This window comes from Mycobacterium asiaticum, assembly GCF_001673635.1.
In the GTDB taxonomy this organism is placed as follows: Bacteria; Actinomycetota; Actinomycetes; order Mycobacteriales; family Mycobacteriaceae; genus Mycobacterium; species Mycobacterium asiaticum_C.
Genome location: NZ_LZMH01000023.1, coordinates 156,133 through 182,645 on the forward strand (window position 1 = coordinate 156,133; position 26,513 = coordinate 182,645).

Annotated in this window: 21 protein-coding genes and 1 pseudogene; 12 read left to right on the forward strand and 10 right to left on the reverse strand. The window is 67.9% G+C overall.

Annotation, left to right across the window (positions count from 1 at the left end; all coding sequences use genetic code 11):
- The first annotated feature begins 85 nt into the window (after positions 1-85).
- Together A5645_RS06090 and A5645_RS06095 are read left to right on the forward strand one after the other, a co-directional pair.
- The gene (locus tag A5645_RS06090) at positions 86-667 is read left to right on the forward strand and encodes a TetR/AcrR family transcriptional regulator (RefSeq protein ID WP_065128898.1); all 582 of its coding nucleotides are present in this window, start codon (positions 86-88) and stop codon (positions 665-667) included.
- Positions 657-2,885: a molybdopterin-dependent oxidoreductase gene (locus A5645_RS06095; RefSeq protein WP_065128899.1), complete on the forward strand. Its 2,229-nt coding sequence runs from the start codon at positions 657-659 to the stop codon at positions 2,883-2,885. Before A5645_RS06090 ends, A5645_RS06095 begins: the two co-directional genes overlap by 11 nt.
- Here A5645_RS06095 and A5645_RS06100 read toward each other — a convergent pair whose 3' ends face one another.
- Positions 2,886-4,871, reverse strand: a complete 1,986-nt coding sequence (locus A5645_RS06100) for a M13 family metallopeptidase (protein ID WP_065128900.1) — start codon at positions 4,869-4,871, stop codon at positions 2,886-2,888.
- Positions 4,872-4,913: 42 nt separating this feature from the next.
- Here A5645_RS06100 and A5645_RS06105 point away from each other — a divergent pair, with 42 nt between their 5' ends.
- Entirely contained in the window at positions 4,914-5,600 is a 687-nt protein-coding gene (locus A5645_RS06105) for a hypothetical protein (RefSeq protein WP_065128901.1), read from the forward strand.
- Positions 5,597-6,283 (forward strand): hypothetical protein, encoded by a 687-nt coding sequence (locus tag A5645_RS06110; RefSeq protein ID WP_065128902.1) that lies wholly within the window; start codon positions 5,597-5,599, stop codon positions 6,281-6,283. Before A5645_RS06105 ends, A5645_RS06110 begins: the two co-directional genes overlap by 4 nt.
- Here the strand turns inward: A5645_RS06110 and A5645_RS06115 are convergent, their stop codons facing one another.
- From A5645_RS06115 to A5645_RS06130, 4 genes are all read right to left on the reverse strand, one after another.
- Entirely contained in the window at positions 6,284-6,799 is a 516-nt protein-coding gene (locus A5645_RS06115) for a hypothetical protein (protein ID WP_065036237.1), read from the reverse strand.
- Positions 6,796-9,783: an MMPL family transporter gene (locus A5645_RS06120; protein WP_065128903.1), complete on the reverse strand. Its 2,988-nt coding sequence runs from the start codon at positions 9,781-9,783 to the stop codon at positions 6,796-6,798. The genes A5645_RS06115 and A5645_RS06120 overlap by 4 nt, the downstream gene beginning before the upstream one ends.
- A gap of 129 nt (positions 9,784-9,912) precedes the next feature.
- Positions 9,913-10,344 (reverse strand): type II toxin-antitoxin system VapC family toxin, encoded by a 432-nt coding sequence (locus A5645_RS06125; protein ID WP_065128904.1) that lies wholly within the window; start codon positions 10,342-10,344, stop codon positions 9,913-9,915.
- A gap of 5 nt (positions 10,345-10,349) precedes the next feature.
- A complete protein-coding gene (locus A5645_RS06130) occupies positions 10,350-10,610 on the reverse strand; it encodes a type II toxin-antitoxin system VapB family antitoxin (RefSeq protein WP_065128905.1) in 261 nt (86 codons plus the stop codon).
- 145 nt (positions 10,611-10,755) lie between these two features.
- Between A5645_RS06130 and A5645_RS06135 the strand changes: the two genes are divergently transcribed.
- On the forward strand, positions 10,756-11,280 hold the full coding sequence (locus A5645_RS06135) for a hemophore (RefSeq protein ID WP_065128906.1): 525 nt from the start codon (positions 10,756-10,758) through the stop codon (positions 11,278-11,280).
- A gap of 21 nt (positions 11,281-11,301) precedes the next feature.
- Here the strand turns inward: A5645_RS06135 and A5645_RS06140 are convergent.
- Positions 11,302-12,350: pseudogene (locus A5645_RS06140) on the reverse strand (lysylphosphatidylglycerol synthase transmembrane domain-containing protein); the annotation flags it as partial.
- Positions 12,351-12,426: 76 nt separating this feature from the next.
- Between A5645_RS06140 and A5645_RS29035 the strand changes: the two are divergent.
- Entirely contained in the window at positions 12,427-12,549 is a 123-nt protein-coding gene (locus tag A5645_RS29035; protein WP_301336982.1) for a hypothetical protein, read from the forward strand.
- The gene (locus A5645_RS06145) at positions 12,536-13,684 is read left to right on the forward strand and encodes an AI-2E family transporter (RefSeq protein WP_065128907.1); all 1,149 of its coding nucleotides are present in this window, start codon (positions 12,536-12,538) and stop codon (positions 13,682-13,684) included. The genes A5645_RS29035 and A5645_RS06145 overlap by 14 nt, the downstream gene beginning before the upstream one ends.
- 6 nt (positions 13,685-13,690) lie before the next feature.
- Here A5645_RS06145 and mmpL3 read toward each other — a convergent pair whose 3' ends face one another.
- From mmpL3 to trmB, 3 genes are all read right to left on the reverse strand, one after another.
- On the reverse strand, positions 13,691-16,543 hold the full coding sequence (gene mmpL3 / locus A5645_RS06150) for a trehalose monomycolate exporter MmpL3 (RefSeq protein WP_065036231.1): 2,853 nt from the start codon (positions 16,541-16,543) through the stop codon (positions 13,691-13,693).
- Between the two features lie 66 nt (positions 16,544-16,609).
- On the reverse strand, positions 16,610-17,332 hold the full coding sequence (locus tag A5645_RS06155; RefSeq protein WP_065036230.1) for an NYN domain-containing protein: 723 nt from the start codon (positions 17,330-17,332) through the stop codon (positions 16,610-16,612).
- 14 nt (positions 17,333-17,346) lie between these two features.
- The gene (gene trmB, locus A5645_RS06160) at positions 17,347-18,090 is read right to left on the reverse strand and encodes a tRNA (guanosine(46)-N7)-methyltransferase TrmB (protein ID WP_436405473.1); all 744 of its coding nucleotides are present in this window, start codon (positions 18,088-18,090) and stop codon (positions 17,347-17,349) included.
- 160 nt (positions 18,091-18,250) lie between these two features.
- Here trmB and A5645_RS06165 point away from each other — a divergent pair, with 160 nt between their 5' ends.
- From A5645_RS06165 to A5645_RS06185, 5 genes are all read left to right on the forward strand, one after another.
- On the forward strand, positions 18,251-19,198 hold the full coding sequence (locus tag A5645_RS06165) for a hypothetical protein (protein WP_065128953.1): 948 nt from the start codon (positions 18,251-18,253) through the stop codon (positions 19,196-19,198).
- A gap of 35 nt (positions 19,199-19,233) precedes the next feature.
- On the forward strand, positions 19,234-20,736 hold the full coding sequence (locus tag A5645_RS06170) for a hypothetical protein (protein ID WP_065128954.1): 1,503 nt from the start codon (positions 19,234-19,236) through the stop codon (positions 20,734-20,736).
- Positions 20,737-20,935: 199 nt separating this feature from the next.
- The gene (locus A5645_RS06175; RefSeq protein WP_065036228.1) at positions 20,936-22,759 is read left to right on the forward strand and encodes a phosphoenolpyruvate carboxykinase (GTP); all 1,824 of its coding nucleotides are present in this window, start codon (positions 20,936-20,938) and stop codon (positions 22,757-22,759) included.
- 88 nt (positions 22,760-22,847) lie between these two features.
- On the forward strand, positions 22,848-24,371 hold the full coding sequence (gene fadD4 / locus A5645_RS06180) for a fatty-acid--CoA ligase FadD4 (RefSeq protein WP_065128909.1): 1,524 nt from the start codon (positions 22,848-22,850) through the stop codon (positions 24,369-24,371).
- 3 nt (positions 24,372-24,374) lie between these two features.
- Positions 24,375-25,310, forward strand: coding sequence for an enoyl-CoA hydratase/isomerase family protein (locus A5645_RS06185; protein WP_065128910.1), 936 nt, complete (start codon positions 24,375-24,377; stop codon positions 25,308-25,310).
- 32 nt (positions 25,311-25,342) lie between these two features.
- On the opposite strand, the gene A5645_RS06190 is transcribed toward A5645_RS06185, so the two are convergent.
- Positions 25,343-26,470: an acyl-CoA dehydrogenase family protein gene (locus A5645_RS06190; protein WP_436405474.1), complete on the reverse strand. Its 1,128-nt coding sequence runs from the start codon at positions 26,468-26,470 to the stop codon at positions 25,343-25,345.
- Positions 26,471-26,513 lie beyond the last annotated feature (43 nt).

Genomic DNA, 26,513 nt, shown 5'->3' on the forward strand with positions numbered 1-26,513 from the left:
TGTGGATGGGTGTGGCGCTCGTGGGTGTGGCGTGTCATTATGTAGAGCGTCATACATATTTTGTTGCGTTGCCCCGGGGAGTCTGATGCGTAGTCCACGTGAGCGGATGGTGGTATCCGCTGCGCTTCTGATCAGGGAGCGCGGTGCGCACGCGACGGCCATCTCCGATGTGCTGGCGCACAGCGGCGCGCCGCGCGGATCGGCCTACCACCACTTCCCCGGCGGGCGGACCCAACTGCTATGCGAGGCGGTGGATTACGCCGGTGAGTACATTGCCGCGCTGATCGACCAGGCCGGCGGCGGCTTGGATCTGCTGGACGCGATGATCGAGTGGTACCGCGAGCAGTTGCTCAGCACCGACTTCCGGGCCGGATGCCCGATCGCCGCGGTGGCGGTGGAAGCCGGCGAGCCGCAGGACCGCGAGCGGATGGCCCCGGTGGTCGAGCGCGCGGCGGCGGTGTTCGACCGCTGGTCGGAGCTGATCGGACAGCGTCTCATCGCCCACGGTGTGGCACCGGACCGCGCGGCGGAGTTGGCGACCTTGACCCTTTGCGCACTCGAGGGCGCGCTGCTGCTGGCCCGGGCCCGGCAAGACCTGGCGCCATTGGACGTCGTGCACCGTCAGCTGCGCGAGGAATTTGAAAGGAGCCTGCCCGATGACCAATGAGTGGCAGCACACCGCCTGCATCCTGTGCGAATGCAACTGCGGCATCGTCGTCCAGGTCGAAGACCGCAAGCTGGCGCGGATCCGGGGCGACAAAGAGCATCCATGGTCGCAGGGTTACACCTGCAACAAGGCCCTGCGGCTGGACCACTACCAGAACAACCGCGCCCGCCTGACGTCGCCGATGCGTCGGCGCGCGGACGGTACTTTCGAGGAGATCGACTGGGACACCGCGATTGTCGAGATCGCCGAGGGGTTCAAGCACATCCGGGACACCTACGGCGGCGACAAGATCTTCTACTACGGCGGCGGCGGGCAGGGCAACCACCTGGGCGGGGCCTACAGTGGGGCATTCCTGAAGGCGCTGGGTGCCAAGTACCGGTCGAATGCGTTGGCGCAGGAGAAGACCGGGGAGGCCTGGGTTGACGCGCAGCTGTATGGCAGCCATACCCGCGGCGAGTTCGAGCATGCCGAGGTATCGGTGTTCGTCGGCAAGAACCCCTGGATGTCGCAGAGTTTCCCGCGGGCCCGGGTGGTGCTCAACGAGATCGCCAAAGATCCCGCACGGTCGATGATCGTGATCGACCCCGTCGTCACCGATACCGCCAAGATGGCCGACTTCCACCTGCGAGTGCGGCCGGGGACGGACGCGTGGTGCCTGGCGGCGCTGGCCGCCGTGCTGGTTCAGGAAAACCTCTGCGACGAAACCTTTCTCACCGAACACGTGCACGGAGTGGAACCCGTTCGCGCGCAGCTGCGCGCGGTTCCCGTCGCAGACTATGCGGGGCGCTGCGGCGTGGACGAGGAGCTGCTACGAACGGCAGCCCGGCGCATCGCCGATGCGGACAGTGTGGCGGTGTTCGAGGACCTGGGCGTCCAGCAGGGCCCGAACAGCACCCTGTGCTCCTACCTCAACAAGCTGCTGTGGATCCTGACCGGCAACTTCGCGAAAAAGGGTGCGCAGCATCTGCATTCATCGTTCGCGCCGTTGTTCAGCACGGTTTCCGGCAAGACGCCCGTCACCGGCGCGCCGATCATCGCCGGGTTGATACCGGCCAATGCCGTGCCCGAGGAGATTCTGACCGATCACCCGGACCGGTTCCGCGCCATGATCGTCGAAAGCGGCAATCCCGCGCACTCGCTGGCCGATTCGACGGCGTGCCGCAAGGCCTTTGAATCGCTGGAACTGATGGTGGTGGTCGACGTCGCGATGACCGAGACCGCCAGGCTGGCCCACTACGTGTTGCCCGCGGCTTCCCAGTTCGAGAAACCGGAAGCCACCTTCTTCAATTTCGAGTTCCCGGCCAACGGGTTTCAGCTGCGCCGGCCGCTGCTCGAACCGCTGCCCGGTACGCTGCCGGAGCCGGAGATCTGGGCCAGGCTGGTGCGTGCCCTGGGCGTCATCGACGACGCCGAGCTACGGCCGCTGCGCGAGGCCGCGCAGGAGGGCCGCCAGGCGTTCACCGAGGCGTTTCTTCCGACGGTGGCCGGCAATCCCATCATGTCGAAGCTGCTGCCCTACGTCCTCTACGAAACCCTCGGGCCCACGCTGCCCGAGGGAATGGCGGGCGCGGCGGCGGTGTGGGGGCTCGCGCAGAAGACGGCGATGACCTACCCCGACGCGGTGCGGCGGGCCGGCCACGCCGACGGCAACGCATTGTTCGACGCGATTCTCGCGGGACCGTCGGGCGTGACGTTCACGGTGCACAACTACGAGGACGACTTCGCGCTGATCAGCCACTCCGACCACAAGATCGCGCTGGAAATCCCGGAGATCCTGGCCGACCTCGAGGCGCTCGCCGCCACACCAGCCCAGCTGACCACCGCAGAACTGCCGATCGTGCTGTCGGTGGGGGAGCGGCGCGCCTACACCGCCAACGACATCTTCCGTGACCCGTCCTGGCGTAAACGCGACGCCGACGGGGCACTGCGGGTCAGCGTGCAGGACGCCCAGTTGCTCGGGCTTGCCGACGGCGGCCGCGCCCGGATCACCACGGCGGCCGGCAGCGCCGAGGCGACCGTGGAGATCACCGAGGTGATGCTGCCCGGACATGCCTCGTTGCCCAACGGTTTCGGGCTGGACTACGTGGACGAGGACGGGCGGACGGTGGTGCCGGGGGTGGCGCCCAACTCGCTCACCTCGACGAGTTGGCGCGACTCCTACGCGGGAACGCCGTGGCACAAGCACGTGCCGGCCCGGATCGAACCCTGCTCGGCATGACTAGTTCCAGATGCGCACGCGGCGTTGGGATTCCAGGAACAGCTCGTCGTTTTCGGCGACCTCGAACGCCTCGTAGAACGCGTCGAGGTTGCGGATCACGCCGTTGCATCTGAACTCCGGCGGTGAGTGCGGGTCCACCGCCAGCCGCCGAATAGCTTCGGCCGCACGGGATTTCGTCCGCCACACCTGGGCCCAGCCGAAGAACACCCGCTGCACACCGGTCAGACCGTCGATCACCGGCGCGGGCTCGCCGCCCAGCGACAACTGGTAGGCCAGCAGCGCGATTGACAGGCCACCGAGGTCGCCGATGTTTTCCCCGACGGTGAAGGCACCGTTCACGTGGTGGTTGCCATCCAGTCCGCGTGGCGTGTAGTCCTCGTACTGCTCGATCAGCGCCTTGGTGCGGGCGCTGAACTCGGTGCGGTCGTCATCGGTCCACCAGTCCACCAGGTTGCCGTCGCCGTCGTACTTGGCGCCCTGGTCGTCGAATCCGTGCCCGATCTCGTGCCCGATCACCGCGCCGATACCGCCGTAGTTGGCGGCATCGTCGCCCTCGGCGTCGAAGAATGGCGGCTGCAGAATTGCTGCGGGGAAGACGATTTCGTTCATCCCGGGGTTGTAGTAGGCGTTGACGGTCTGCGGCGTCATGAACCATTCGTCCCGGTCGACGGGCCCGCCGAGCTTGGCCAGCTCGCGGTCGTGGTTGACGACATAGCCGCGCTGGTAGTTGCCGTACAGATCATCGCGGTCGATCACCAGCGCGGAGTAGTCCCGCCACTTCACCGGGTAGCCGACCTTGGCGGTGAACTTGGCCAGTTTGGTCAGCGCCCGCTCCCGTGTTTGCGGCGTCATCCAGTCCAGGTCGCTGATGCTGATCCGGTACGCCTCGCGCAGGTTGTCCACCAGCTCGTCGATGCGGGACTTGGCCCCCGGCGGAAAGTGCTTCTGCACGTACAACTTTCCGACCGCGTCGCCCATCAGCGTCTCGACCAGGGCCACCGCCCGCTTCCAGCGGTCGCGGATCTGCTCGGTGCCGGTAAGCCTGCGGCCGTAGAAGTCGAAGTCCGCGGCGACCATCGCGTCGGTCAGCCAGGGTGCGCGGGCCCGGATCAGCCGCCACCGCGCCCAGCTCTTCCAGTCCTCGAGATCCTGACTCTTCCACAGCTGGGCGAAGGTGGTGAGGTAATCGGGTTGGCGCACAACCACTTCCGCGACCGCCTCCGGCGTCGTGCCCAGGCCGGTCACCCAGCCGCCCCAGTCGAACCCGCTGCCCTCACTCTGCAGGTCGGCGAACGTGCGCAAGTTGTACGTCAGGTCGGCGTCGCGGCGCTTGACCACGTCCCAGTGGGCGGCGGCGAGCTTGCTTTCCAACGCCACGATGCGGGCGGCGGTGTCGGCGTGGTCGTCGGTCTCACCGCCGTACACCAACGCGAACATCCGGGCGATGTGGCCGGGGTAGGCCGCCAGGACATCGGCGTGCTGCTCGTCGCGGAAGTAGGACTCGTCGGGCAGCCCGATCCCGGACTGGCTGAAGTGCACCAGGTAACGGCTGGAGTTCTTCGAGTCGGTGTCGACGTACAGGCCGACGCCGCCGCCCACCCCGGTGCGTTGCAGGGCCCCCACCACCGCGGCCAGCGCGGCGCGATCGGCGGCGCCGTCGATGGTGGTCAGCTCGTCATGCAGCGGTTGCAGGCCGCGGCGCTCGACGGCGTCCTCGTCGAGGAAGCTGGCGTACAGGTCGCCGATGCGCTGCTCATCGGTGCCCGCCGCCGCCCCGCTTTCGGATGCCTCGATGATCAGGTCGCGAACCTGCTCCTCGGCGCGATCGAACAGGGTGCGGAAGGCGCCGTCGGTCGCACGGTCGGCCGGGATCTCGTATTCGGCCAGCCAGCGGCCGTTCACGTGCCCGAAAAGGTCGTCCTGGGGGCGGGCGGTGGCGTCGACGTAGCTCAGGTCGATCCCCGAGCGAATGGTCTCTACTGTCACCCCGCCATCCTTCCATCTGTTTTCGGGTGCAACGATCGGGCCATGCCTGACCAGCAGAAAACCAAGGCGACCAAGGACGTCGACGAAGCAGAAGACGAGATCGAAGACAAGGACGAGGACAAGGACAAGAACGAGGACATCGACGAGGACGAGGACGAGGACGAGGCCGCCGACGGCGGCATCTTCTCCACCTACGGCATCGCATCGACCGTGCTGGGACTGATCGCAGTAACGGCCGTGGTGCTCGGCGCAATGATCTGGACCACGCACCGCGACGACTCCGCCGAGCGCGTGTACCTGTCCCGGGTGATGCAGGCGGCCACCGACTGGGCCGACGTGCTGATCAACATGAACAGCAGCAACATCGACGCCAGCCTGCAGCGCCTGCACGACGGCACGGTTGGCCAGCTGAACACCGACTTCGACGCCGCCGTCCAGCCCTACCGGCAGGTGGTCGCCAAACTGCAGAGCCGCAGCACCGGCCAGATCGAGGCGGTGGCCATCGACACGGTGCACCGCGACCTGGACACCCAGCCGGGCAGCCCCCGGCCGGTGGTGACCACAAAGTTGCCCGCCTTCGCCACCCGGACCGACTCGGTGATGCTGATCGCGACCTCGCTCAGTGAAAATGCCGGCGGCAAGCCGCAAACCGTGCACTGGAGCCTGCGCCTGGACGTCTCCAACGTCGACAACAAACTGATGATCTCGAAGCTGGAGTCGATCCGATGAGAAACGCGTGGCGGCTGTTCGCTTTCGACATCCTGGCCCCGCTGGCGGCGATCACCGCACTGGTGGCGATCGGCGGGGTGCTCGCGTGGCCCCGCTGGTGGGTGGCCGTCGGCACCGCGCTGGTGTTGCTGGTGGTCGAGGGCGTCGCCATCAACTTCTGGCTGCTGCGCCGGGACGCGGTCACCGTCGGGACCGACGACGACGCACCGGCGCTGCGGCTGGCGGTCGTTTTCCTGGCCACGGCGGCGCTGAGTGCGGCGGTGGTGACCGGTTACACGCACTGGACTACCAAGGACGAGGACTTCAAGCGGGACTCGGTCGCGGTGACCCAGGTCGCCACCGGGCTGGCCGAAGCGGTCGCGTCGTTCTCCCCGACGGCGCCGGCGGCCTCCATCGACCGGGCCGCGGGATTGATGGTGCCGGAGCGGGCCGGCAAGTTCAAAGAGGAATTCACCAAGTCCAGCGCCGAGATGGTGCAGCAGAAGGTCTCCGTCCAGGCCGCCACGCTGGCGGCGGGCGTCGAGGCCATCGGGCCGTCGGCGGCCAGCGTCGCGGTGGTCCTGCGGGTCACCAAGAACGCGCCCGGCCAACCCACCAGTCAGGCCAACCCGGCGGTGCGGGTGACGCTGGCCAAACGGGGCAACGACTGGCTGGTGAACGACTTCGTGCCGATCGGCCGCTGATCAGTTGGAGTTGGACGACCGCTCGTTCTTCACCCGGACGAAGCGGTCGGACAACCGGCGCATCCGGATCATCAGCGAGGCCGACGGGCTGACGCTGCCGTCGAGGTAGGTGGCGAGGTCGTCGGCGGCCACACCGATGCGTGACGCGAACTCCTGTCGGCCCAGACCGGAACGGTCCATCAACAGCTGCACGTGCCGGGCGACTTCGGCGCGCTCGTTGGCCTCGAGGTGGGTGCGGGCGCGCTCGAGCACCTCCCAGAGCGCCTTGGCGATCCCGACCGGGCGGGACCCGCGCAGGATCTCCTCGACCTGGCGGGCGGTGCGCCCGTAGGGGTCCCGCTTCAGAGCGCCGGCTATGCGCTTCCAGGTGCCGATGTCGCCGCCCTGCAGGGCGGCGTTGATGGCGGCGGTGGACCAGAATTCGACGGGCTGGTCCGGGTCGGGCCGCCGCACCGAGTCGGATCGTGCGGAGGGCGCGGCCGGCACCCCTTTCCAGCGGTCGGCAGCCAACGTCACCTCGCCTCCTCCAACATCGCCACGGCCACGGACAGGCAGCGCTGCCTGACCTCCTCCCAGTTTGCCTTGTCGTCCTCGGACCATTCTTCGTCGAGGCCGGAGTCGGGGTCAGACGGCTCGGGATCGGCCAGCCGGCGGACCAGCTCGGTGGCCATCCACTGCTGCCGTGCGGCCGATCCGGCAGGTTGACCAGAGTAATACCTGTCCATGCCGCCCAGCACCATCGCGGCGGTCTCCGGATCCATGACGTCGACCATGTCTGCAAATTCGGCGTAATCGCGGCTGCTGTTACGGACCATGATCAAGTAGCCCTTGAGCCGCAGCGTTTCGGCGCCGGTGGGGATCAGCAGGCGGTCGCCGGTGGGCAGCTGGACGTTGGTGGTCTCCACCGGGGTGCGGCGCCGGTACTTGGGTCGCGCTCGGCCACCGCTCTCCAGGGCGTCGAGGGCGACCGAGAGGCGCCCGCGCCAGAGCGTGACCGGATGGACCGGCCGGTCGGTCCACGACATCGCCTTGGCGATGCCGTTGCGATACGCGAGGCCGACCCGTTTGGCCTTGGTGGCCGCGAAGGCCTGACCGACGGGACCGGTGGCCAGCGCGACCGTGTCGGCCTCGGCGCTTTCGGGTTGGGGTTCGCGGTCGGGTTCCTTGCGTTCGCAGCCGATGAAGGCCAGCGGGTCGGCGACGCAAACGGCGTCCGGCGCAAGGTGTTTGAGTTTCGCCGCGGATTTGATCACCATGCGCAGATCGGCGCTGGGTGCGATGGCCGCGGTGATGTCGTCGGGGATTGTGACGACGCCACCCAGGTCGACGTCGGGCAGCGGCCGGTCGAAGTCGACCGACGGCAGGATGCGGCCCAACCAGCCCGGGATCCACCAGTTCCACTTGGCGAACATCGCCATCAGCGCCGGAACCAGGACCAGCCGCACCACCGTCGCGTCGACGGCGATCGCCACGGCACAGGCCACACCGATCTCGGCGACCAGCGGCATGCCGGCGAAGGCGAACCCACAGAACACCGCGATCATGATCAGCGCGGCGCTGGTGATGGTGCGGGCGCTGGTGCTCACGCCGTAGGCGACCGCGTCGCGGGTGTGCCCCGTCAGCAGGAAGCGCTCCCGGATGCGGGTGAGCAGGAAGATCTCGTAGTCCATGGACAGACCGAAGGTCATCGCCAGGACCAGCGGCGGGACCGTGCTGTCGATCGACGTCAGGTGCGGGAAGCCGAGCTTGTCCGCCCAGCCCCACTGGAAGACCATCACCAGGCTGCCGTAGGCCGCAGCCACCGACAGCAACGTCATCAGCACGCCCTTGACCGCCAGCAGCACCGAATGCACGGACAGCAGCAGCATCAGGAAGGCGATCAGCGCGACGAAGCCCAGCACCAGGGGCTGGGTGGCCGAAACCCGGTCGTCGAAGTCCTTGATCAGCGCGGTCGACCCGCCGACCGCCACCTGTGCGTCGCCGGCGACCGTGGGGACCTGGCTGCGCATCCAGTCGACGGTGTGCCGGGCGCGCAGGTCCTCCGGGTCGACGGACAACACCGCACTGAGCACCGCGCTGCGGTTGTCGTCGGCGTACTCCGGTGGCGTCACCGACGCGACCTCAGGGCCCTCCGCCATCTTCTGCCGGATCGTGCCGAGCAGCTGTGCGCGGGCCGGAGCGGCGTCGGGGCCCTGCGCGGAGTCCGGGAAGGTGACCAGCACCTGTACCGGGCCCAGCGCGCCGGGACCGAGGGCCTGGGAGGCGGCCGCCACGCCTCCCCGTATCTCGTGGGAGGAGTCGAACTGGCGTAACAGGCTGTTGCCCAGCACCATCGACAGCGCGGGCGCCGCCATCAGCAGCAACACGGCCGAGGCCGCCAGTGCCGAAATCCACGGCCGGCGCATCACCCAGGTGACCCAGCGGGTCCAGAACCGCGACACCGTGCTCTCCGGCCGCCGCGACCAGTGCAGCAGCGCGGACCGCTTGGCCGCGGCCCGGGCGAAGGTGGCCAGCAGCGCCGGGGTGAGCGTGGCCGACGTCAGCATCGCGATGGCGACGGCCAGGATCGCGCCGGTGGCCATCGATCTCAGCGCCGGGGTGTTGATCAGGTAAATGCCGGTCAGCGAGGCGATGACGGTCATGCCGGACAGCACCACCGCGAGCCCGGAGGTGGCCATCGCCGCGTCCACCGCCTCTTGCGGCTGCCGGCCGCTGCGCAGTTCCTCGCGATATCGCATCAGGATGAACAGCGAATAGTCCACCGCCAGCGCGATGCCGAACATGGACACCGTCGAGGTGACGAACACCGACATGGTGGTGTGCATGGACAGGGCATAGACCAGCCCCATCGTCACCACGACCGTGCAAACGCCCAACGCCAGGGGGATCGCGGCGGCGGCCAGCGAACCGAACACCGCCAACAGCACGATCAGGATGATCGGCAGGTTCCACTCTTCGGCCTTGGCGATGTCGTGCTTGGTGTTGGCGGCCGCGGCCGCCGACAACGCGCCCTGCCCGATGACGTAGAGCCGCACGCGTCCGCTGGCGGTCTGCCCGGACCGGTCGTCTTCGACGCCGATCCGCTGGCGCAGCTTCTTGGCGACGTCGCTGGTGCCCGGATTGCGGGCGTCCAAGCGCAGCGTTATCACGTAGGGCCGGTCCGGCTGCGGCGGCCGCTGGGTGGGGTTGGGCGCTTCGGACACCCCGGGGAACTCGCCTGCGATGTGCCGGAGTTGGGCGACGGCTTCGTCGATGTCCTGATAGGTGGCATCGGCGCGCGGGGCCGCCACCAGCGCCAACGGCGACGCGCCCAGGTCGGGGTACTGGGCGACCAGCTCATCGTGCACGGCCAGCGACTGGGAACCGGCAACCTCGAACCCGCCGCCGGTCAGGTTTCCCGACTGCGTCAACGCCAGATACACCGCCGGCACCAGGGCAAGCAACCAGCCCGTGAAGACCAACCAGCGGAATCTGCGCAGGTTGCGGCTCAGCCGCATCATGAACTGCTGGATTTCTAACTCCCCGAATTTGATCGCCAGCGCGTGCCCGCGAGCCTACCCGAGAACACGGATCTCAAGTCTGCTTATCGGTTCCTGAACTGGGACGACACCGGTTCGGCCGGATTGTTGTTAAGTCGTGATCGGAGGTGCGGCGGGCCAGTGCCCGACGACGCCGTCGAACTTGAGATCCGTCGCGGCGAAGTCGTTGCCGACCGCGAGCAGCGGTTGGTGAGCGACTCTGGCCGCGGCGTAGGTCATGCAGTCGCCGAAGTTCAGCGCGGCCGGGTGTCGGCCCTTGCCGTAGCGCAGAAACGCCCGCTGGGCGGCAACCGCGTGCTCATCGGTGAAAGGGTCTACAGCCAAACCGATCTCGGCGCGTAGGCGTTCGAAGATGGTTCTGGCCACGGGTCCGTGGCGGGCGGTCAGCACGATGAGGCACTCGGCAACCGTCGGTGCGGACATGGCCAGGCTGCGGGCTCCCGCGAGGGCGGTCGCCACCCGGCCCGCGTCGGGGTCTTCCTGCTGGATCAGGGCCACGACGGCGCTGCGTTCGCCGATCACGACGGTCAGACGCCCGTCGCGGGGTCGTAGCCGAGGATCTCTTCCCGTTCCGCCTTGCTGATCGGTGTGCGGTCGGCGAGCAGCGGCCAGATCTCGGTGCGCATGACCTCGAACAAGGGGGCCTCGCGATCGCTGGTCTGCGACTCCAGCCGTGCCAGCTGAGCCTGCAGTGCATGCCGGATGGCGGCGGTCTTGGTGGTGTGCAAGCGGGTCGCAAGTTCGCTGGCCAGCCGGTCGACTTCTGGGTCCTTGATGTTCAGCGCCATGGGTAGATAGGACCTAATACAGGCTCCTTCTACCTTCGACGCCGGGGTTACCACGTCACACGAGTTGGCAGCCGCGCTGCCGCAGATGGCAGGATGAGGACGGCCGCAGTCGGGGGACATCAGCGGCAATCGTGAGGAGTAATTGATGAAGCCAAGCAGGGCGGCCGTGCGCCGTGGGCTTTTCGCAGTGGTCACCGCGACGGGCCTGTCGTGCGCCGGCAGTGCGATGGTGGCGACCCCGGCGGCGACAGGCGCGACGGACCCGTGCGCGGCCAGCGAAGTGGCCCGGACGGTCGGCTCGGTGGCCAAGTCGATGGGTGACTACCTGGACTCGCATCCGGAGACCAACCAGGTGATGACCAGCGCTCTGCAGCAGCAGCCCGGGCCGCAATCATTGGGCTCGATCAAGACCTACCTGGACGCCAACCCCAAAGTGGCGCTGGACCTGCAGGGACTGGCCAACCCGCTGAACAAGCTGGGGACGCAGTGCCGACTGCCGATCTCGTTGCCGCAGGCGCTGAGCATGGTGCAGGCCGCTCAGGGCGGGGGCCTGCCGAACTTGCCGGGTGCCGGCACGCCCGCGGGGACGCAACCGCCGGCGCTCTCCCCGGTCTCCGGCGGTGGAGCGTTGCCCGCGCCGCTGCCGGGACCCAAGCCCAGCAACGGCTGATAAGGGCACTCAACCGGCCGGCCGCATCCGCGGATCGGTCGGCGGATCCTCGGCGTCCGCGTCGGGCGTCTCGGTGCGGAACACGAAGAAGAACACCACCCAGCCGATCGCGGCGATGAACAACCAGCTGATCAGCCGGTAGATCAGCATTGCCGAGATGGCGTTGGGCAGCGCCATGCCACTGGACACCAGTCCCGGCACCAGCACCGCCTCGACGATCAGCAGGCCGCCGGGCATCAGCGGAATCGTGCCGACCGCCCGCGCCGCGGCGTAGGCGACCGTCAGGCCGGCAACCGAGGCGTGGTCACCCGCGGCGTACGCGGCGAACCCCAGACACGCGACGTCGGCGACCCAGTTGAACAGTGACCAGCTGAACGCGACGCCTAAATCGCGGCGGCTCAGGCTCACCGATTCGAGCTGCGTCAGGATCTCGCGCCACTTCGCAAGCCCGGTGTCCGCCGGTTTGCCGCGGACCGAATTGACCGTCGCCAGGACCCGGCCGCCGATCCCCTCGATCAGCTCCGGCCGCGAGGCCACCGCCTGGGCCAGCAACAGCAGCGCGACGAAACCGCCCAGCGTGAACAGCAGCGAGAACGGATTGTTCTTGGCGCCCAGGAAGAACGCGCCGCCCAGCCCCAGCACCGCCAGCCCCACCGCCTGCAGCGCGCCGGACATGACCAGCTGCCAGGACGCCACCACCGTCGAGGCACCCCAGATCCGCTGCTGACGCAACAGGAACGTCGCCGAGATCACCGGCCCGCCGGGCAGCGTGGTGCTCAGCGCGTTGGCGGCGTAAAACGCGCCCTCCGAACGTAGCTGCTTGACGTGCACCCCGGCCGAGCGCAGCAGGGTGCGCTGAATCTGGGCGAAACTGTGCATCGAGGCCGCCGCGGCCACCATCGCGGCGATCAGCCACCACCACTCAGCCTGGAACAGGCTCGTCCAGGCTTTGGCCAGTTGGTCCCATCCCAACGCGATTTCGACGCCCAGCACCACCGCGACGACGGCAAGCACGACCCACCGCAGCCACCAGTACTTGCCCCGCGCGGCCGTCTCCCCTCGCTGCAGGGAGACCCCCGCGAGCTTGCGGGCGGCAGCGTCGTACGGCATCGCATTAGGTTAACCGCGCCGGTAACGCTGCCAAAGGTGCACGTCGCCGACGTGTCGGGGTCGTTCCTGGGATGTGACCGGATCGTGCCGCCCGGGTTTGCGGGGATCGGCCACGCCGCCCCGTTAGAGTGGCCCAATGTCCCCAATGTCGACGAGTGAAGACGACGCCGCGGTAAGCCCGCTGGTTCGCAAAACCGCCGCGTGGTCGTGGCGGCTGCTGGTCATCCTGGCGGCCGGGGTGGCCCTGCTGTGGGTGGTCGACAAGCTGGAAGTCATCGTGGTGCCGGTGTTGCTGGCGTTGATGCTCAGCGCGTTGCTGGTGCCATTGGTCGACTGGCTGGACAAAAAGGGGTTGCCGCGCGGTCTCGCGGTGACGCTGGTGTTGCTCGGCGGCTTCGCGATCCTGGGCGGCATCCTGGCGTTCGTCGTCAGTCAGTTCATCGTCGGCCTGCCCGACCTGGTCAAACAGGTCGAGCGCAGTATCGACTCGAGCCGCAGATGGCTGATCGAAGGGCCGGCGCACATCCGGAACGACCAGATCGATCACGCGGGCAATGCCGCGATCGAGGCGCTGCGCAACAACCAGGCGAAGGTGACCAGCGGAGCGATCTCGACCGCGGCCACCATCACCGAATTACTCACGGCAGCGGTACTTGTGCTGTTCACGCTGATCTTCTTCCTCTACGGCGGCCGCAACATCTGGAAGTACGTGCAGCAGATCTTCCCGGGGCACGTCCGGGACCGCGTCCATGAGGCCGGACTGGCCGGATACGGCGCGCTGACCGGATACATTCGGGCCACGTTCCTGGTCGCCCTGACTGACGCGATCGGGGTGGGCGCCGGTCTGGCGATCATGGGCGTTCCGCTGGCGCTGCCGTTGGCCTCCATCGTCTTTCTCGGTGCGTTCGTGCCGCTGATCGGTGCTCTGGTGTCGGGCCTGCTGGCCGTGGTGGTGGCGCTGCTGGCCAAAGGCCTGGTGTATGCGCTGCTTACCCTCGCGTTACTGATCGTGGTGAACCAGCTCGAGGCGCACGTGTTGCAGCCGCTGGTGATGGGCCGCGCGGTGTCGATCCACCCGCTGGCGGTGGTGCTGGCGATCGCCGCCGGCGGCGTGCTGGCCGGGATCGTCGGCGCCCTGCTGGCGATACCGACGGTGGCGTTCCTCAACAACGCGCTGCAGGTGCTGTTGGCCAGGGATCCCGAGGCCGCCCAGGAGCAGCAGCGCGAAGACGAAGAGGTGTCCGCGCTGGTGCAGGCCAAGCCGGACAACCCGGAGGAGCCCGACGCGGGGTAGCGCAGGCTACATCCGGCCTTCGCGACGCAGCAGGTCCTGGGCTGAGAGGCCGCCACCGCCGGTACGGCGTCGCCGCCCGGTGTCCACGCCGCTCTCGTCCGCAATGCCGCGGGCGTTGAGCTTCTCGGTGGCGGTCTCGGAGTCGTCGCCCTCCGGACGCTGCGCGGGGATGGCCGCGGTCTTGTCGGCCGGGTCCCCCTTGTAGTCCGATTTGGCGTCGGGTTTGCCGCCCGGGCGATTTCCGGCCGCCGGCATCTTGTTCGTTTCACCGGCCGACGGGGCGGGCGGTGGGACCCTCGGACGCGTCTTCGCCGTCGACGGGCCGCCCTGCGCGGTCAGCCGCGTCGTCGGCGCCTCGGCGGGCTGGTTGGCCGGCTTCGCCGGCGCCGGTGTGGGCGCTGTCGCCCGGACCGGAACCTGAGCGGTGGCGCCCGGCCCGAGTTCGGGCCTGGCGGTCGGCCGGGGACGCTCCAGCGCCGCCGGATGCGTCGGGTCGTGCGGTGTGCGTGGACCAGAAGTGGCGCCGGCGGCGACGAGGCCTGCCGTCACCGGGGGCCGCACCGTGCTGACGGGGCGCTTGCGCTCGTCGGGCAGCTGGATCTCGCCGAGGCCGATGCGGTTCTGCAGGCGCCGCATCCAGCGCGGCGCCCACCAGCAGTCGTCGCCCAGTAGCTTCATCACCGACGGCACCAGGAACATCCGGACCACGGTCGCGTCCAGCAGCAACGCCGCCATCAACCCGAACGCCAGGTACTTCATCATCACCAGGTCGGAGAACACGAACGACCCCGCGACCACGGCCAGCACCAGCGCCGCCGCGGTGATCAGGCGGCCGGTGGTGGCGGTGCCGATCCGGATCGCCTCCTGGGTCGACATGCCGTTCTCGCGCGCCTCGACCATTCGGGAGACCAGGAACACCTCGTAGTCGGTGGCCAGGCCGTAGCCGACCGCAACCACCAACGCGATGATCACCACCATCAACGGCGTCGGCGTGAAATTCAGCAGGCCGGCGCCGTGGCCTTCGATGAATATCCAGGTCAGGATGCCCATGGTGGACCCGAGCGTCAGCACGCTCATGACGGCCGCCTTGATCGGCAGCACCACCGAGCCGAATGCCAGGAACATCAACAGCATCGTCGTGGTGATCAGCACGAGCACCATCAACGGAGCCTTGTCGACCAGGCTGTGAATAGAGTCCTGCTCCAGCGCGGGTGTGCCGCCGACGAATATCTGCAGACCCTTAGGCGGGGTGATCGCCCTTAGCTCCTCGAGTTTCTTCGCCGAGTCGGCGGTGTTGGAGAGTCCGTTCTGCAGCACTCGAACGGACGGATCCTTCGACCCGCCCGGCGCCTGCGGACGTTCCTGCCACATGTTCGCCGGATCGTTGTCCTGCTCGATGAAGCCGGGGATCTGCATTGCCTTGCTGCGGATATCCGCGACCTGCTGGTCGGTGACCGGCTGATGGTTGGTGGACTGGATCACCAGGGTCAGCGGGTTGGTGCGATACCCCGGGAAAAGCTTGTCGAAGTGCTCCTGGGACTGGCGCGCCGCGTTGTTCGGCGGCAGGTATTTCTCGCTCATGCCGCCCAGGGACATGTTGCCCAGCGGGATGATCAGCAGAATCATGCCGACGATGATCGGGATGGCGAACGCCAGCGGACGCTTCATCACGAAGTTCGTCAGCTTCCCCCAGAAGCCGGCCTCCACCTCTTCACGGGTCTTGGTCTTCTGCAGCCGGTCGGCCAGCCAGTTCAGGTAGGCGCGCGACACCTTCCAGTTCCGCAGGAACGGAACCCGGAACGCGGTCCGCACACCGAGCGCGTCCACGTGCTTGCCCAGGATGCCCAGGCAGGCGGGTAGCAGCGTGATGGACAGAATCGCGGCCAGGGAAACCGCCGTGATCAGGGCATAGGTCAGGGATTTCACGAAGCCCTGAGGCAGCAGCAGCAAGCTGGCCCCGGACGCGGCGATCAGCACCGCGGAGAACACCACAGTTCGGCCGGCCGTCATCACGGTGCGGCGCACCGCCACTTCGGTGTCGTAACCCTCGGCTATTTCCTCGCGGAACCGGCTTACCACGAACAGGCCGTAGTCCACCGCGATACCCAGCCCGATCAACGACACCACGGGCTGGGCGAAGAAGTGCACCGGTCCGAACACCGCGATCAGTCGCAGAATGCCCAGCGAACCGGCAATGCTCAGACCGCCGACCATCACCGGCAGGCAGGCCGCCACCGCGCCGCCGAACACCAGGAACAGCACGACGGCCACCAGGGGCAGGGCCAGCACCTCCATGCGGCGCTGGTCGGTGGCGATGGTGCCGGTCAACGCACTCGCGATCGGTTGCAGGCCGGCCAGTTGCACGGTGCCGCCGTCCAGCTTCTGCAGGGCCGGCTCGATGGTCTTGTAGTTGGTCAGGATGGTGTCGTCGTCGTCGCCCTTGAGCGGGATCGACACAAAGGTGTAGTGCTTGTCGTCGGTGGCCATGCCCTTGATGACCGGGCTGGTGCTGTCCGGCGCCCGCAGGTAGCCGGCCCAGCCGAGCACCTCTTTGGGGTGGTCCGCGACGAACTGGTTGAGCTCGTCGTTGATCTTCTTCGACCACTGCGGGTCGTTGACCGTCTTGCCGTCGGGAGCTTTGAAGATGGCGACGATGTGTCCGGTTCGGTCGCGGCCATAGACCTGGTCGCCGAGGACCGAAGCCTTCACCGACTGACTGCCGTCGTCGTAAAAGCCGCTCTGTGTGACATGCTTGCCCAGGCTGAGCCCGAAGATGCCGCCGAACAAGCACAGAGCCACAGTGACCCCGATTACGATGAACCGGTACCGGTACACCGTTCGACCCCACCAGGCGAACACTTAAGCTCCTTACTGGATCGCTAGCGACCCGCGCATTGCTTTTCGATTGTCGGACACGCGGCTTCTTTACACACGCGAGGTCAACAGCGACGACAGCGGCCGGAACGGCTGCAGCCATGCCCCCTGCTCAGGTAGCGAATCAAGCCCGATTCGCGGCAATGGCTCCCGGAAAACACCTGCGATGTCCTCCAGGTCGACGAACTCCAAGGTATCCGACGCTAGCGCCCAACTGGCGTGTTCACGAAATCCAAGCACTTGAACCGGCACTGAGCCGCGCGCTATTTCTTCCAGCGGCTGGCGGAACGCCTGCCCGTCGGCCGACGCCACCATCAGGCCCGCCAGGCCCTCCCGGAACCGCTGATCGATGTGCTCGAGCATGTCGCGGTCGACGTCGCTGTCCTCATCGATCTTGGGTTTGGCGAACACGGCGAACCCGACGTTGCGCAGCGCGTCGACCCAGGGACGTACCACCTCGGCGCTGCCGGGGGCGATGTTGGTGAAGACGGTGGCCTCGGGTTCCACCCGGATATCCGCTGCACCCCCCGCCGCGACCTCCGCGGTGCGGGCCAGCAGCCAACGGCCCAGCGCATCAAAGCGGGGACGTTCCAGCGCGGTGGGGCGGCGGCCCAGGATCGAACCCAGGCCCATGTCGAGATTGGGCGCGTCCCAGACCAGCAGGACGCGCTTCATCGGCTCGGGGAATCCGGTCAGGCCGTCCTGGGACAGGTCGCCCGCCAGGATCGACGGGTCAGTCAGGGATTCCGTGGTGGGGGTGGCTACGTCAGTCATTGAGCATCAGTCATTCAGCGCCGCTTCCATACGAATTCGCAGACGGTACTACCCGCTTCTTGGGCCTTCGTCTCGTACTTGGTGGTGGGACGTGTGGTCGATATCGGCAGGGATTCGGTGCCCGGGTCGACCCGGACGAGTTGGGATTCGGCGTCACCGACCTCGCCGATCTGCTCGGCATAGCCCGGATGGTCGGTCGCGGCGTGCAGCACACCACCCGGGAGTAGCCGGTCGGCGATCAGCGCAACCGTCGCCGACTGCAACAACCGGCGCTTGTGGTGCCGGGCCTTGGGCCAGGGGTCCGGGAAAAAGACCCGAACACCGGTCAGCGACGCCGGGGCGAGCAGGTCTGTGAGTACGTCGATGCCGTTGCCGCGGATCAACCGGATGTTGCGGACCTGATCGTTATCGATTCCACACAGCAACTGCGCGAGTCCCCGCCGGTAGATCTCCACGGCGATGACGTCGACGTCCGGTTCGGCCTTGGCCATTGCGAGGGTGGAGGTGCCGCTGCCGCACCCGATCTCCAGCACCAGCGGAGCCACCCGGCCGAACCAGTTCCGGGCGTCCAGGGGCTGGCCTTCCGGATCGTCAGCCTGCCGGCCCAGCGCCGGCCAGAGCCGCTCCCAAGTGTCGCGCTGAGAATTGGACAGCGCCGAACGCCGGGAGCGGAAACTCGTGGCAGGGAGGTAGCCCCAGGGCGTATCGGGCCGTAACCCCACCCCGGGTTGCGCATGCATCCCACCATCGTGGCTTATGAGGACCGGATGTGGCCGCCTCAGGTCCAGATTGAGACCCAACAGTTGCCTTCGGCTGGTAACGGCGGACACCTGGCTCGCGTGCTCGGAATGCAAATGACACGATTCGGTGGGGACCGTCGATTCCGGAGAGGGGCATCGGATTTTCGTCGACGAGCTGATGGGTTTCGCCCAGGAGGTCGCTGACCAGCGGCTTCTTGCGGTCGCGCAGCGTATGGGGGTGCCGCTGCGGGTGGCCGTGAGCGGTCGCCCGGGGGTGGGGCGGCGCACCGTGACCCGCGCGCTGGACCGTGCGGGCCTCGCGGTGACGACGGACACACGTGCCGCGGAACTGCACGTCCACGTCGTCGCCGAGGTCGTCAAGCCCGAAGACACCGGCGCCGGTGCGACGCTGGCGGTGCTGAACAAGGCGGACCTGACCACCTTCGCGTCGGGGGCGGACCCGGTCGAGGCCGCCCGCGCGGGCTGTGGGCGATTCGCCGAACTGCTCGGGGCGCCGGTGCTGCCAATGAGCGGGTTGCTGGCCGTGGCCGCCCTCGATGGTCTGGATCCGGTGTACTGGGCGGCGTTGCGGGCGCTGGCCGCCGACCCGGACGGGCTGGTCTGTCTGGACCGCGGCTTCGACGGGTTCCTGGCAGCGCGGCTGACGGTGCCGGTGGCGGCACGGCGGCGATTGTTGGCGGTCCTCGATTTGTTCGGCATCGCGCTGGCGGTGGCCACCCTGCGCCGGGGCGCCGGGCCGGCTGGCGTGCGGGCGGTGCTGCGCCGGGTCAGCGGTGTCGACGCGGTGCTGGACCGGCTCGTCCTCGCGGGCGCGCGGCCACGCTACCGGCGCCTCCTCGACGCCGTCGGCGACCTGGAGGCGCTGGCGGTCTCCGACGCGCGGGTCGCGGCGTTCCTGGCCCGCGATGCGACCGTGGTAGCCCGGATGGCGGCCGCGCTGGACGCGGTCCGGGCCGACGAGCTGGAACTTGGGCCGTCGGCGCCGTTGCAGCGGGCGGCGCATTGGCAGCGTCGCCGCCGCACCGTGACGAACGAACTACACCGCGCGTGCGCGGCCGATATCGCTCGGGGATCGCTGCGGCTGTGGGCGCGGGGGACCCGGTGAGTACTCGCGACGATCCGGCCGCCCGGGTGGATGCGATGGTCGCTGCGATCGGACCGGGTCTGGCTCCGCCCGCGATCAACCGTCGGGACGTGGTGCTGGTGACCGGTCCCTGGCTGGCCGGCGTCACCAGCGTCGCGACCGCGCTGCGGGAACGGTTCCCGGACTACCCGGTGGTGGAGTCTCCCGAGTTCAGTCCCGGCGATGCGCCACTGGCCGTGGTGTTCGTCGTCTCCGCGTCCGCACCCATGGCCGCATCGGACTGCGCCCTACTCGATGCCGCCGCGGAAAACACCGACGTGGTGGTGGGGGTGGTGGCCAAAATCGACGTGCACCTCGCCTGGCGGGACGTGCTCGCCGCCAACCGCGACCGGCTGGCCGAGCATGCGCCGCGCTACGGCAAGGTGCCGTGGATCGGCGTCGCCGCCGCGCCGGAGGTGGGGGAGCCGCAGGTCGACGAGTTGGTCGCGACCGTTCAGAGTCAGCTCGCCGACTCCGACGTGGCGCGCCGCAACCGATTGCGGGCCTGGGAAGCGCGGCTGCAGAAGGTGGCCGCGCGGTTCGACCGGGACGCCGACGGTGCGGGGCGCCGGGCACGCGTCGACGCCCTGCGCGAGGAACGCAGTGCCGCCCTGCGGCTGCGGCGGCAGTCGCGAACCGAGCGCACCATCACGATGCGCGGCCAGATCCAGCAGGCCCGGGTCCAGCTGTCCTACTTCGCGCGCAACCGCTGCACCTCGGTGCGTGGTGAGCTGCAGGAGGACATCGCGACGCTGACCCGGCGCCGCATCCCCGCGTTCGAGGACTACGTCCGGGGACGGCTGGACGAGGTGGTCAGCGAGGTCGCCGAGGGTATCGACGCCCACCTGGCCGATGTCGCGGAGGTGACCGGGGTGGCGCTGGAACTGCCGCCCGCCGACAAGCCACCCGCCGTCCCGGTGTCCTCGCCGCCTCGGAAGTCCCGACGGCTGGAGACCAGGTTGCTGATGGTGATCGGCGCGCTGTTCGGGCTCGGTGTGGCGCTGACCCTGAGCCGGCTGGTGACCGGCCTGCTGTCGCGGCTGAGCCCCGGTGTGGCGCCCCCGGTGGTGGGCGCCGGGATCGTGGCGTGCGTGGCGGTGGGCCTGGCGACGACGCTGTGGTTGGTCAACGTCCGCAGCCTGCTCAGCGATCGCGCCGTGCTGGACCGCTGGGTGACAGATGTGACGTCTTCGCTGCGTTCGGTCACCGAGCAGATGGTCGCCAGCCGGGTGCTGGACGCCGAATCGAGCCTGTCCACCGCGGTCAGCGCACACGACGAGGCCGAGAACACCCGGGTCAATGACCAGGTCAGCCTGATCGACGGCGAACTGCGCGAACACGCCCTGGCCGCGGCACGGGCTGCGGCGGTGCGCGACCGGGAGATGCCGACCATCCTGGCGGCCCTCGACGCGATTCGCGCGGAGCTGGGCGAACCGGGTATATCTGGTACGGTCACCGACCCAGGGATCATCCGGGCAAAGATCTCGCCGCGGTCGGACGCGGGTCATGGCGCTTTCTGACCGGATTAGACCTTTCTGAATCGGTCTTGTGAGAAGGCTTATACCCGCCCATACCTTCCCCGACAAGTGATGCGCGATAATCTGTATAAGAAAGCGCTAAGTGTTATTACCGCCGCGCGGGCAATACTAAGCAAGCGCATGCGACCAGAACGAGCCGACAAACCGACGATCGCCAACGCAGCAGATTCAGGAGAGTTCGATGACTTCAGCAACCATTCCCGGTCTGGATACCGCCCCCACGAACCATCAGGGGCTGCTGTCCTGGGTGCAGGAGGTTGCTGAGCTCACCCAGCCCGACCGGGTGGTCTTCACCGACGGGTCGGACGAGGAATTCAAGCGGCTGTCCGAGCAGCTGGTCGAGGCGGGCACCTTCACCCGGCTGAACCCGGAGAAGCACCCGAACTCGTTCCTGGCGCTGTCCGACCCCTCCGACGTCGCACGGGTGGAGTCGCGGACCTTCATCTGCTCGGAGCGCGAGATCGACGCCGGCCCGACCAACAACTGGAAAGACCCCAGCGAGATGCGGTCGATCATGACCGACCTGTACCGCGGCTCGATGCGCGGTCGCACCATGTACGTGGTGCCGTTCTGCATGGGTCCACTGGGCGCCGACGACCCGAAGCTGGGCGTGGAGATCACCGACTCCGAGTACGTCGTGGTCTCCATGCGCACCATGACCCGGATGGGCAAGGCCGCGCTGGACAAGATCGGCGATGACGGGTTCTTCGTCAAGGCGCTGCACTCCGTCGGTGCGCCGCTGGAGGAGGGGCAGCAGGACGTCCCGTGGCCGTGCAGCGACACCAAATACATCACCCACTTCCCGGAGACCCGCGAGATCTGGAGCTTCGGCTCGGGCTACGGCGGTAACGCGCTGCTGGGTAAGAAGTGCTACTCCCTGCGTATCGCGTCGGCGATGGCCCACGACGAGGGCTGGCTGGCCGAGCACATGCTGATCCTCAAGCTGATCTCGCCGGAGAACAAGGCGTACTACTTCGCGGCCGCGTTCCCGTCGGCCTGCGGCAAGACCAACCTGGCGATGCTGCAACCCACCATCCCGGGCTGGCGCGCCGAGACCCTGGGCGACGACATCGCCTGGATGCGGTTCGGCGAGGACGGCCGGCTGTACGCCGTCAACCCGGAGTACGGCTTCTTCGGGGTGGCGCCGGGCACCAACTGGAAGTCCAACCCGAATGCCATGCGCACCATCGAGGGCGGCAACACGGTGTTCACCAACGTGGCGCTCACCGATGACGGCGACGTGTGGTGGGAGGGCCTGGAAGGCGAGCCCGACCATCTGATCGACTGGAAGGGCAACGACTGGTATCTCCGCGAGACGGAGAGCAAGGCGGCCCACCCGAACTCGCGCTACTGCACCCCGATGTCGCAGTGCCCGATCCTGGCCCCCGAGTGGGACGACCCGCAGGGCGTGCCGATCTCCGGCATCCTGTTCGGTGCCCGCCGCAAGACCACGGTGCCGCTGGTCACCGAGGCGCGGGACTGGCAGCACGGCGTGTTCATGGGCGCGACCATGGGCAGCGAGCAGACCGCGGCCGCCGAGGGCAAGGTCGGCACGGTGCGCCGCGACCCGATGGCCATGCTGCCGTTCCTGGGCTACAACGTCGGCGACTACTTCCAGCACTGGATCGACCTGGGCAAGCACGCCGACGAGTCCAAGCTGCCGAAGGTGTTCTTCGTCAACTGGTTCCGCCGTGGCGACGAGGGCCAGTTCCTGTGGCCGGGCTTCGGCGAGAACAGCCGGGTGCTGAAGTGGATCGTGGACCGTATCGAGCACAACGCGGGTGGCCAGGACACCGCCATCGGCGTGGTGCCGACGGCGGCGGACCTGTACCTGGACGGCCTGGACGCGGACGCCGCCGACGTCGAGTCGGCACTGGCGGTCAATGCCGCCGAGTGGCGCGAAGAGCTACCGCTGATCGAGGAGTGGTTCGAGTTCGTCGGCGACAAGCTGCCGACCGGCATCCGCGACGAGTTCGAGGCGCTCAAGGCCCGCCTGGCCGAGTAGCTGGCGCGAGCAGACGTAAAAGCACCTACACGCACGGCGTGTCAGGTGCTTTTACGTCTGCTCAGCCGTGGCTCGTAAAGTTTCAGCCATGCACATCCGCCCCTACGCGCAAGCCAATCCCGACAAGCCCGCCGTCATCCTGTACCCGTCCGGCACGGTGGTGACCTTCGGCGAAATGGAGGCGCGGGCCAACCGACTGGCGCACAAATTCCGGCAGGCGGGCCTGCGCGAGGGCGACGCCGTCGCGATCCTGCTCGAGAACAACGAGCACATGCACACGGTGATGTGGGCGGCCCGGCGCAGCGGGCTGTACTACGTGCCGATCAACACCCACCTCACCGCGGCCGAGGCCGCATACATCGTCGACAACAGCAGCGCCAGGGCGATCATCGGTTCGGCGGCGCTAAGCGAGGTCTGCGCCGGCCTGGCCGAGAACCTGCCGGGCGGGCTGCCCGAGTTGCTGCTGATCGCCGACGGCGATCTGGACGGCTGGCAGCGCTACCCGGAATGTGTTGCCGATCAACCGGATACCCCGATCGACGACGAAATCGAGGGTGACCTGCTGCAGTACTCCTCGGGCACCACCGGCCGGCCCAAGGGCATCAAACGCGAACTGCCGCACCTCCCGCCGGCGGAGGCGCCCGGCCTGATGTCGGCGCTGGTGGATTTCTGGATGGACCGCGAAACGGTGTATCTGAGCCCCGCCCCGCTCTATCACACCGCACCGTCGGTGTGGTCGATGACGGTGCAGGCCGCCGGGCTGACCACCGTGGTGATGGAGAAGTTCGATCCAGAAGGGACGCTGGAGGCCATCGCGCGGTACGGGGTGACGCACGGCCAGTTCGTCCCGGCGATGTTCGTGCGGATGCTGAAACTGCCTGACTCGGTGCGTGATTCGTACGACCTGTCCAGCCTGAAGCGAGTGATGCACGCCGCCGCGCCCTGTCCGGTGGAGATCAAGAAACAGATGATCGACTGGTGGGGACCGATCGTCGACGAGTACTACGCGTCCTCGGAGGCGATCGGCTCGACGTTGATCACCGCCGACGACTGGCTGGCGCACCCGGGTTCGGTGGGCAAACCGATGATCGGCGCGCTGCACATCCTCGGGGAGGACGGCACCGAGTTGCCGCCCGGCCAGCCGGGGGAGATCTACTTCGAAGGCGGCGCCTCGTTCGAGTACCTCAACGATCCGTCCAAAACCGCTGCGTCCCGGGACAAGCACGGGTGGATGACGGTCGGCGACATCGGCTACCTCGATGAAGAAGGTTACCTGTACCTGACCGACCGCCGGCACCACATGATCATCTCCGGCGGGGTGAACATCTACCCGCAGGAAGCCGAGAATCTGTTGGTCACCCATCCAAAGGTGTTGGACGCGGCCGTGTTCGGCGTTCCCGACGACGAGATGGGTCAGCGGGTGATGGCGGTCGTACAGGCCGTCGACCCGGCCTACGGCACCGACGAATTCGGCGAGGAACTACTAGGCTGGCTGCGGGAACGGTTGTCGCACTTCAAGTGTCCGCGGTCGATCGCGTTCGAAACACAGCTGCCGCGCACCGACACCGGCAAGTTGTACAAGAACGGGCTGGTCGAGAAGTATTCGGCGTGACCCATGATCGGGCTGGTCGATCTGTCCGCACCGCCGGATCCGGACGCCCGAACGCCGCCGGGTGTGGTCGTCGGCTACGGGCCACCCTCGAATGAATCATGGCTGACGACAGCTAGTTTCACCGTCACCGAAGAGCCCTGTGCCGACCGGCGGGTGGTCACCGTGGATTCGGTTCCCGAGACGCTGGCCGAGCTGACCCGACGCTGCGCGCATTGGCCGCAGGCCAGCGCCGTCTGCGACGACGTGCTGCGCAGCCTGAACCCTGATGGCTCGACGCTGGCGGGAGTGGTCACCGAATCGCTGGCCTATTCGACGCTGCAGGCCGGCCCGGAGTTCGCCCGCTGGCTGTCCGAGCGCGGGCCGGCGTCCGTCCCCGAGATCGCCGATCCCGTTGTGGCGCAACGAGACGGCGATCTACTGCGAATCCAGTTCAACCGGCCGCAGCGGCATAACGCCTTCTCCACCGACATGCGGGCGGCGTTGCTGGAGGTGCTGTCGGTTGCGCAGCTGGATCCGTCGGTGAGCGGAATAGTGTTGAGCGGCAACGGCCCGTCCTTCTGCAGCGGGGGTGACCTGGCCGAATTCGGTTCCTTCGCCGACCCGGCCAGCGCGTACCTGGCCCGCACCCGGCACAGCCCGGCCCTGGTGCTTGACGAGCTCACCGCCCGGTTCGGCCGCCGGTGCCGGGCGCGGGTGCACGGTCAAGTACTGGGCAGCGGCCTGGAGATGGCAGCGTTCTGCGGCTGGGTCGAGGCGAGCCGCGACGCGGTGTTCGGCCTGCCCGAGCTGAGTTTGGGTCTGCTTCCCGGGGCCGGTGGCACCGTCAGCGTCACCCGACGGATCGGTCGTTGGCGCACCGCTTATCTGATGCTATCTGGCCGGACCATCTCCGCCGAGACGGCGCAGCAGTGGGGGCTGGTGGACGCGCTCCGCGACTGATCAGCAGCCGAAACAGCCGGATGGTTTCGGACTCAGATCCCGCCGCGTGACACCAATTGCGCGGCAATCACATTGCGCTGAATCTCGTTGGTGCCCTCACCGACGATCATCAGGGGCGCGTCGCGGAAATAACGCTCCACGTCGTACTCGGTGGAGTAACCGTAACCGCCGTGGATGCGTACCGCGTTCAGCGCGATTTCCATCGCGATCTCGGAGGCGAACAGCTTGGCCATCCCGGCCTCCATGTCGCAGCGCTGGCCGCTGTCGTAGCGTTCGGCGGCATACCGCGTGAGCTGGCGCGCGGCGGTGAGTTTTGTTGCCATGTCGGCCAAGTAGTTGCCGACGGCCTGATGCTGCCAGATGGGCTTGCCGAAACTTTCGCGTTGTTGGGCATAGTCCAAAGCGTCCTCCAGGGCCGCGGTGGCCACGCCCAGTGCTCGGGCCGCGACCTGAATGCGGCCCGTCTCCAGGCCCTTCATCATCTGCGAAAAGCCTTGGCCCATCCGCCCGCCCAGCACGGCTGAGGCCGGCACCCGGAAGCCGTCGAACGAGAGCTCGCAGGACTCGACACCCTTATAGCCCAATTTCGGCAGGTCCCGCGACACCGTCAGACCCGGACCGTGCTCGACAAGCAGCACCGAGATGCCCTTGTGTCGAGGCGTGGCGTTGGGGTCGGTCTTGGCCAGCAGCGCGATCAGGCCGGAGCGCCGCGCGTTGCTGATCCACGTCTTGGATCCGTTGACCACCAACGTATCTGGTCCATCCGGCAGTGCGGTGGTGGTCATGTTCTGCAGGTCCGAGCCACCACCGGGCTCGGTGAGCGCCATGGTGGCCCGCAACTCGCCTGTGGCCATCGGCGGCAGATACGTCCGCTTTTGCTCCTCGGTGCCGAACAGCGTCAGCAGCTTGGCGACCACGGTGTGGCCGCCCATCGCCCCGGCCAGGCTCATCCAGCCGCGCGCAAGTTCCTGGGTCACCTGGACATAGCAGGGCATCGAGACCGGTGACCCGCCGTACTCCTCGTCGATGGCCAGGCCGTAGATGCCGATGCGCTTCATCTGTTCGATCCACGCCTCGGGATAGGTGTTGGCATGCTCGATTTCGCGCACGGTCGGCTTGACCTCGCGATCGATGAACGCCCGCACGGTGGCGACCAGCATCGCCTCCACGTCGTCCAGTTCAGTGCTCACCGTCGGCCGCCTC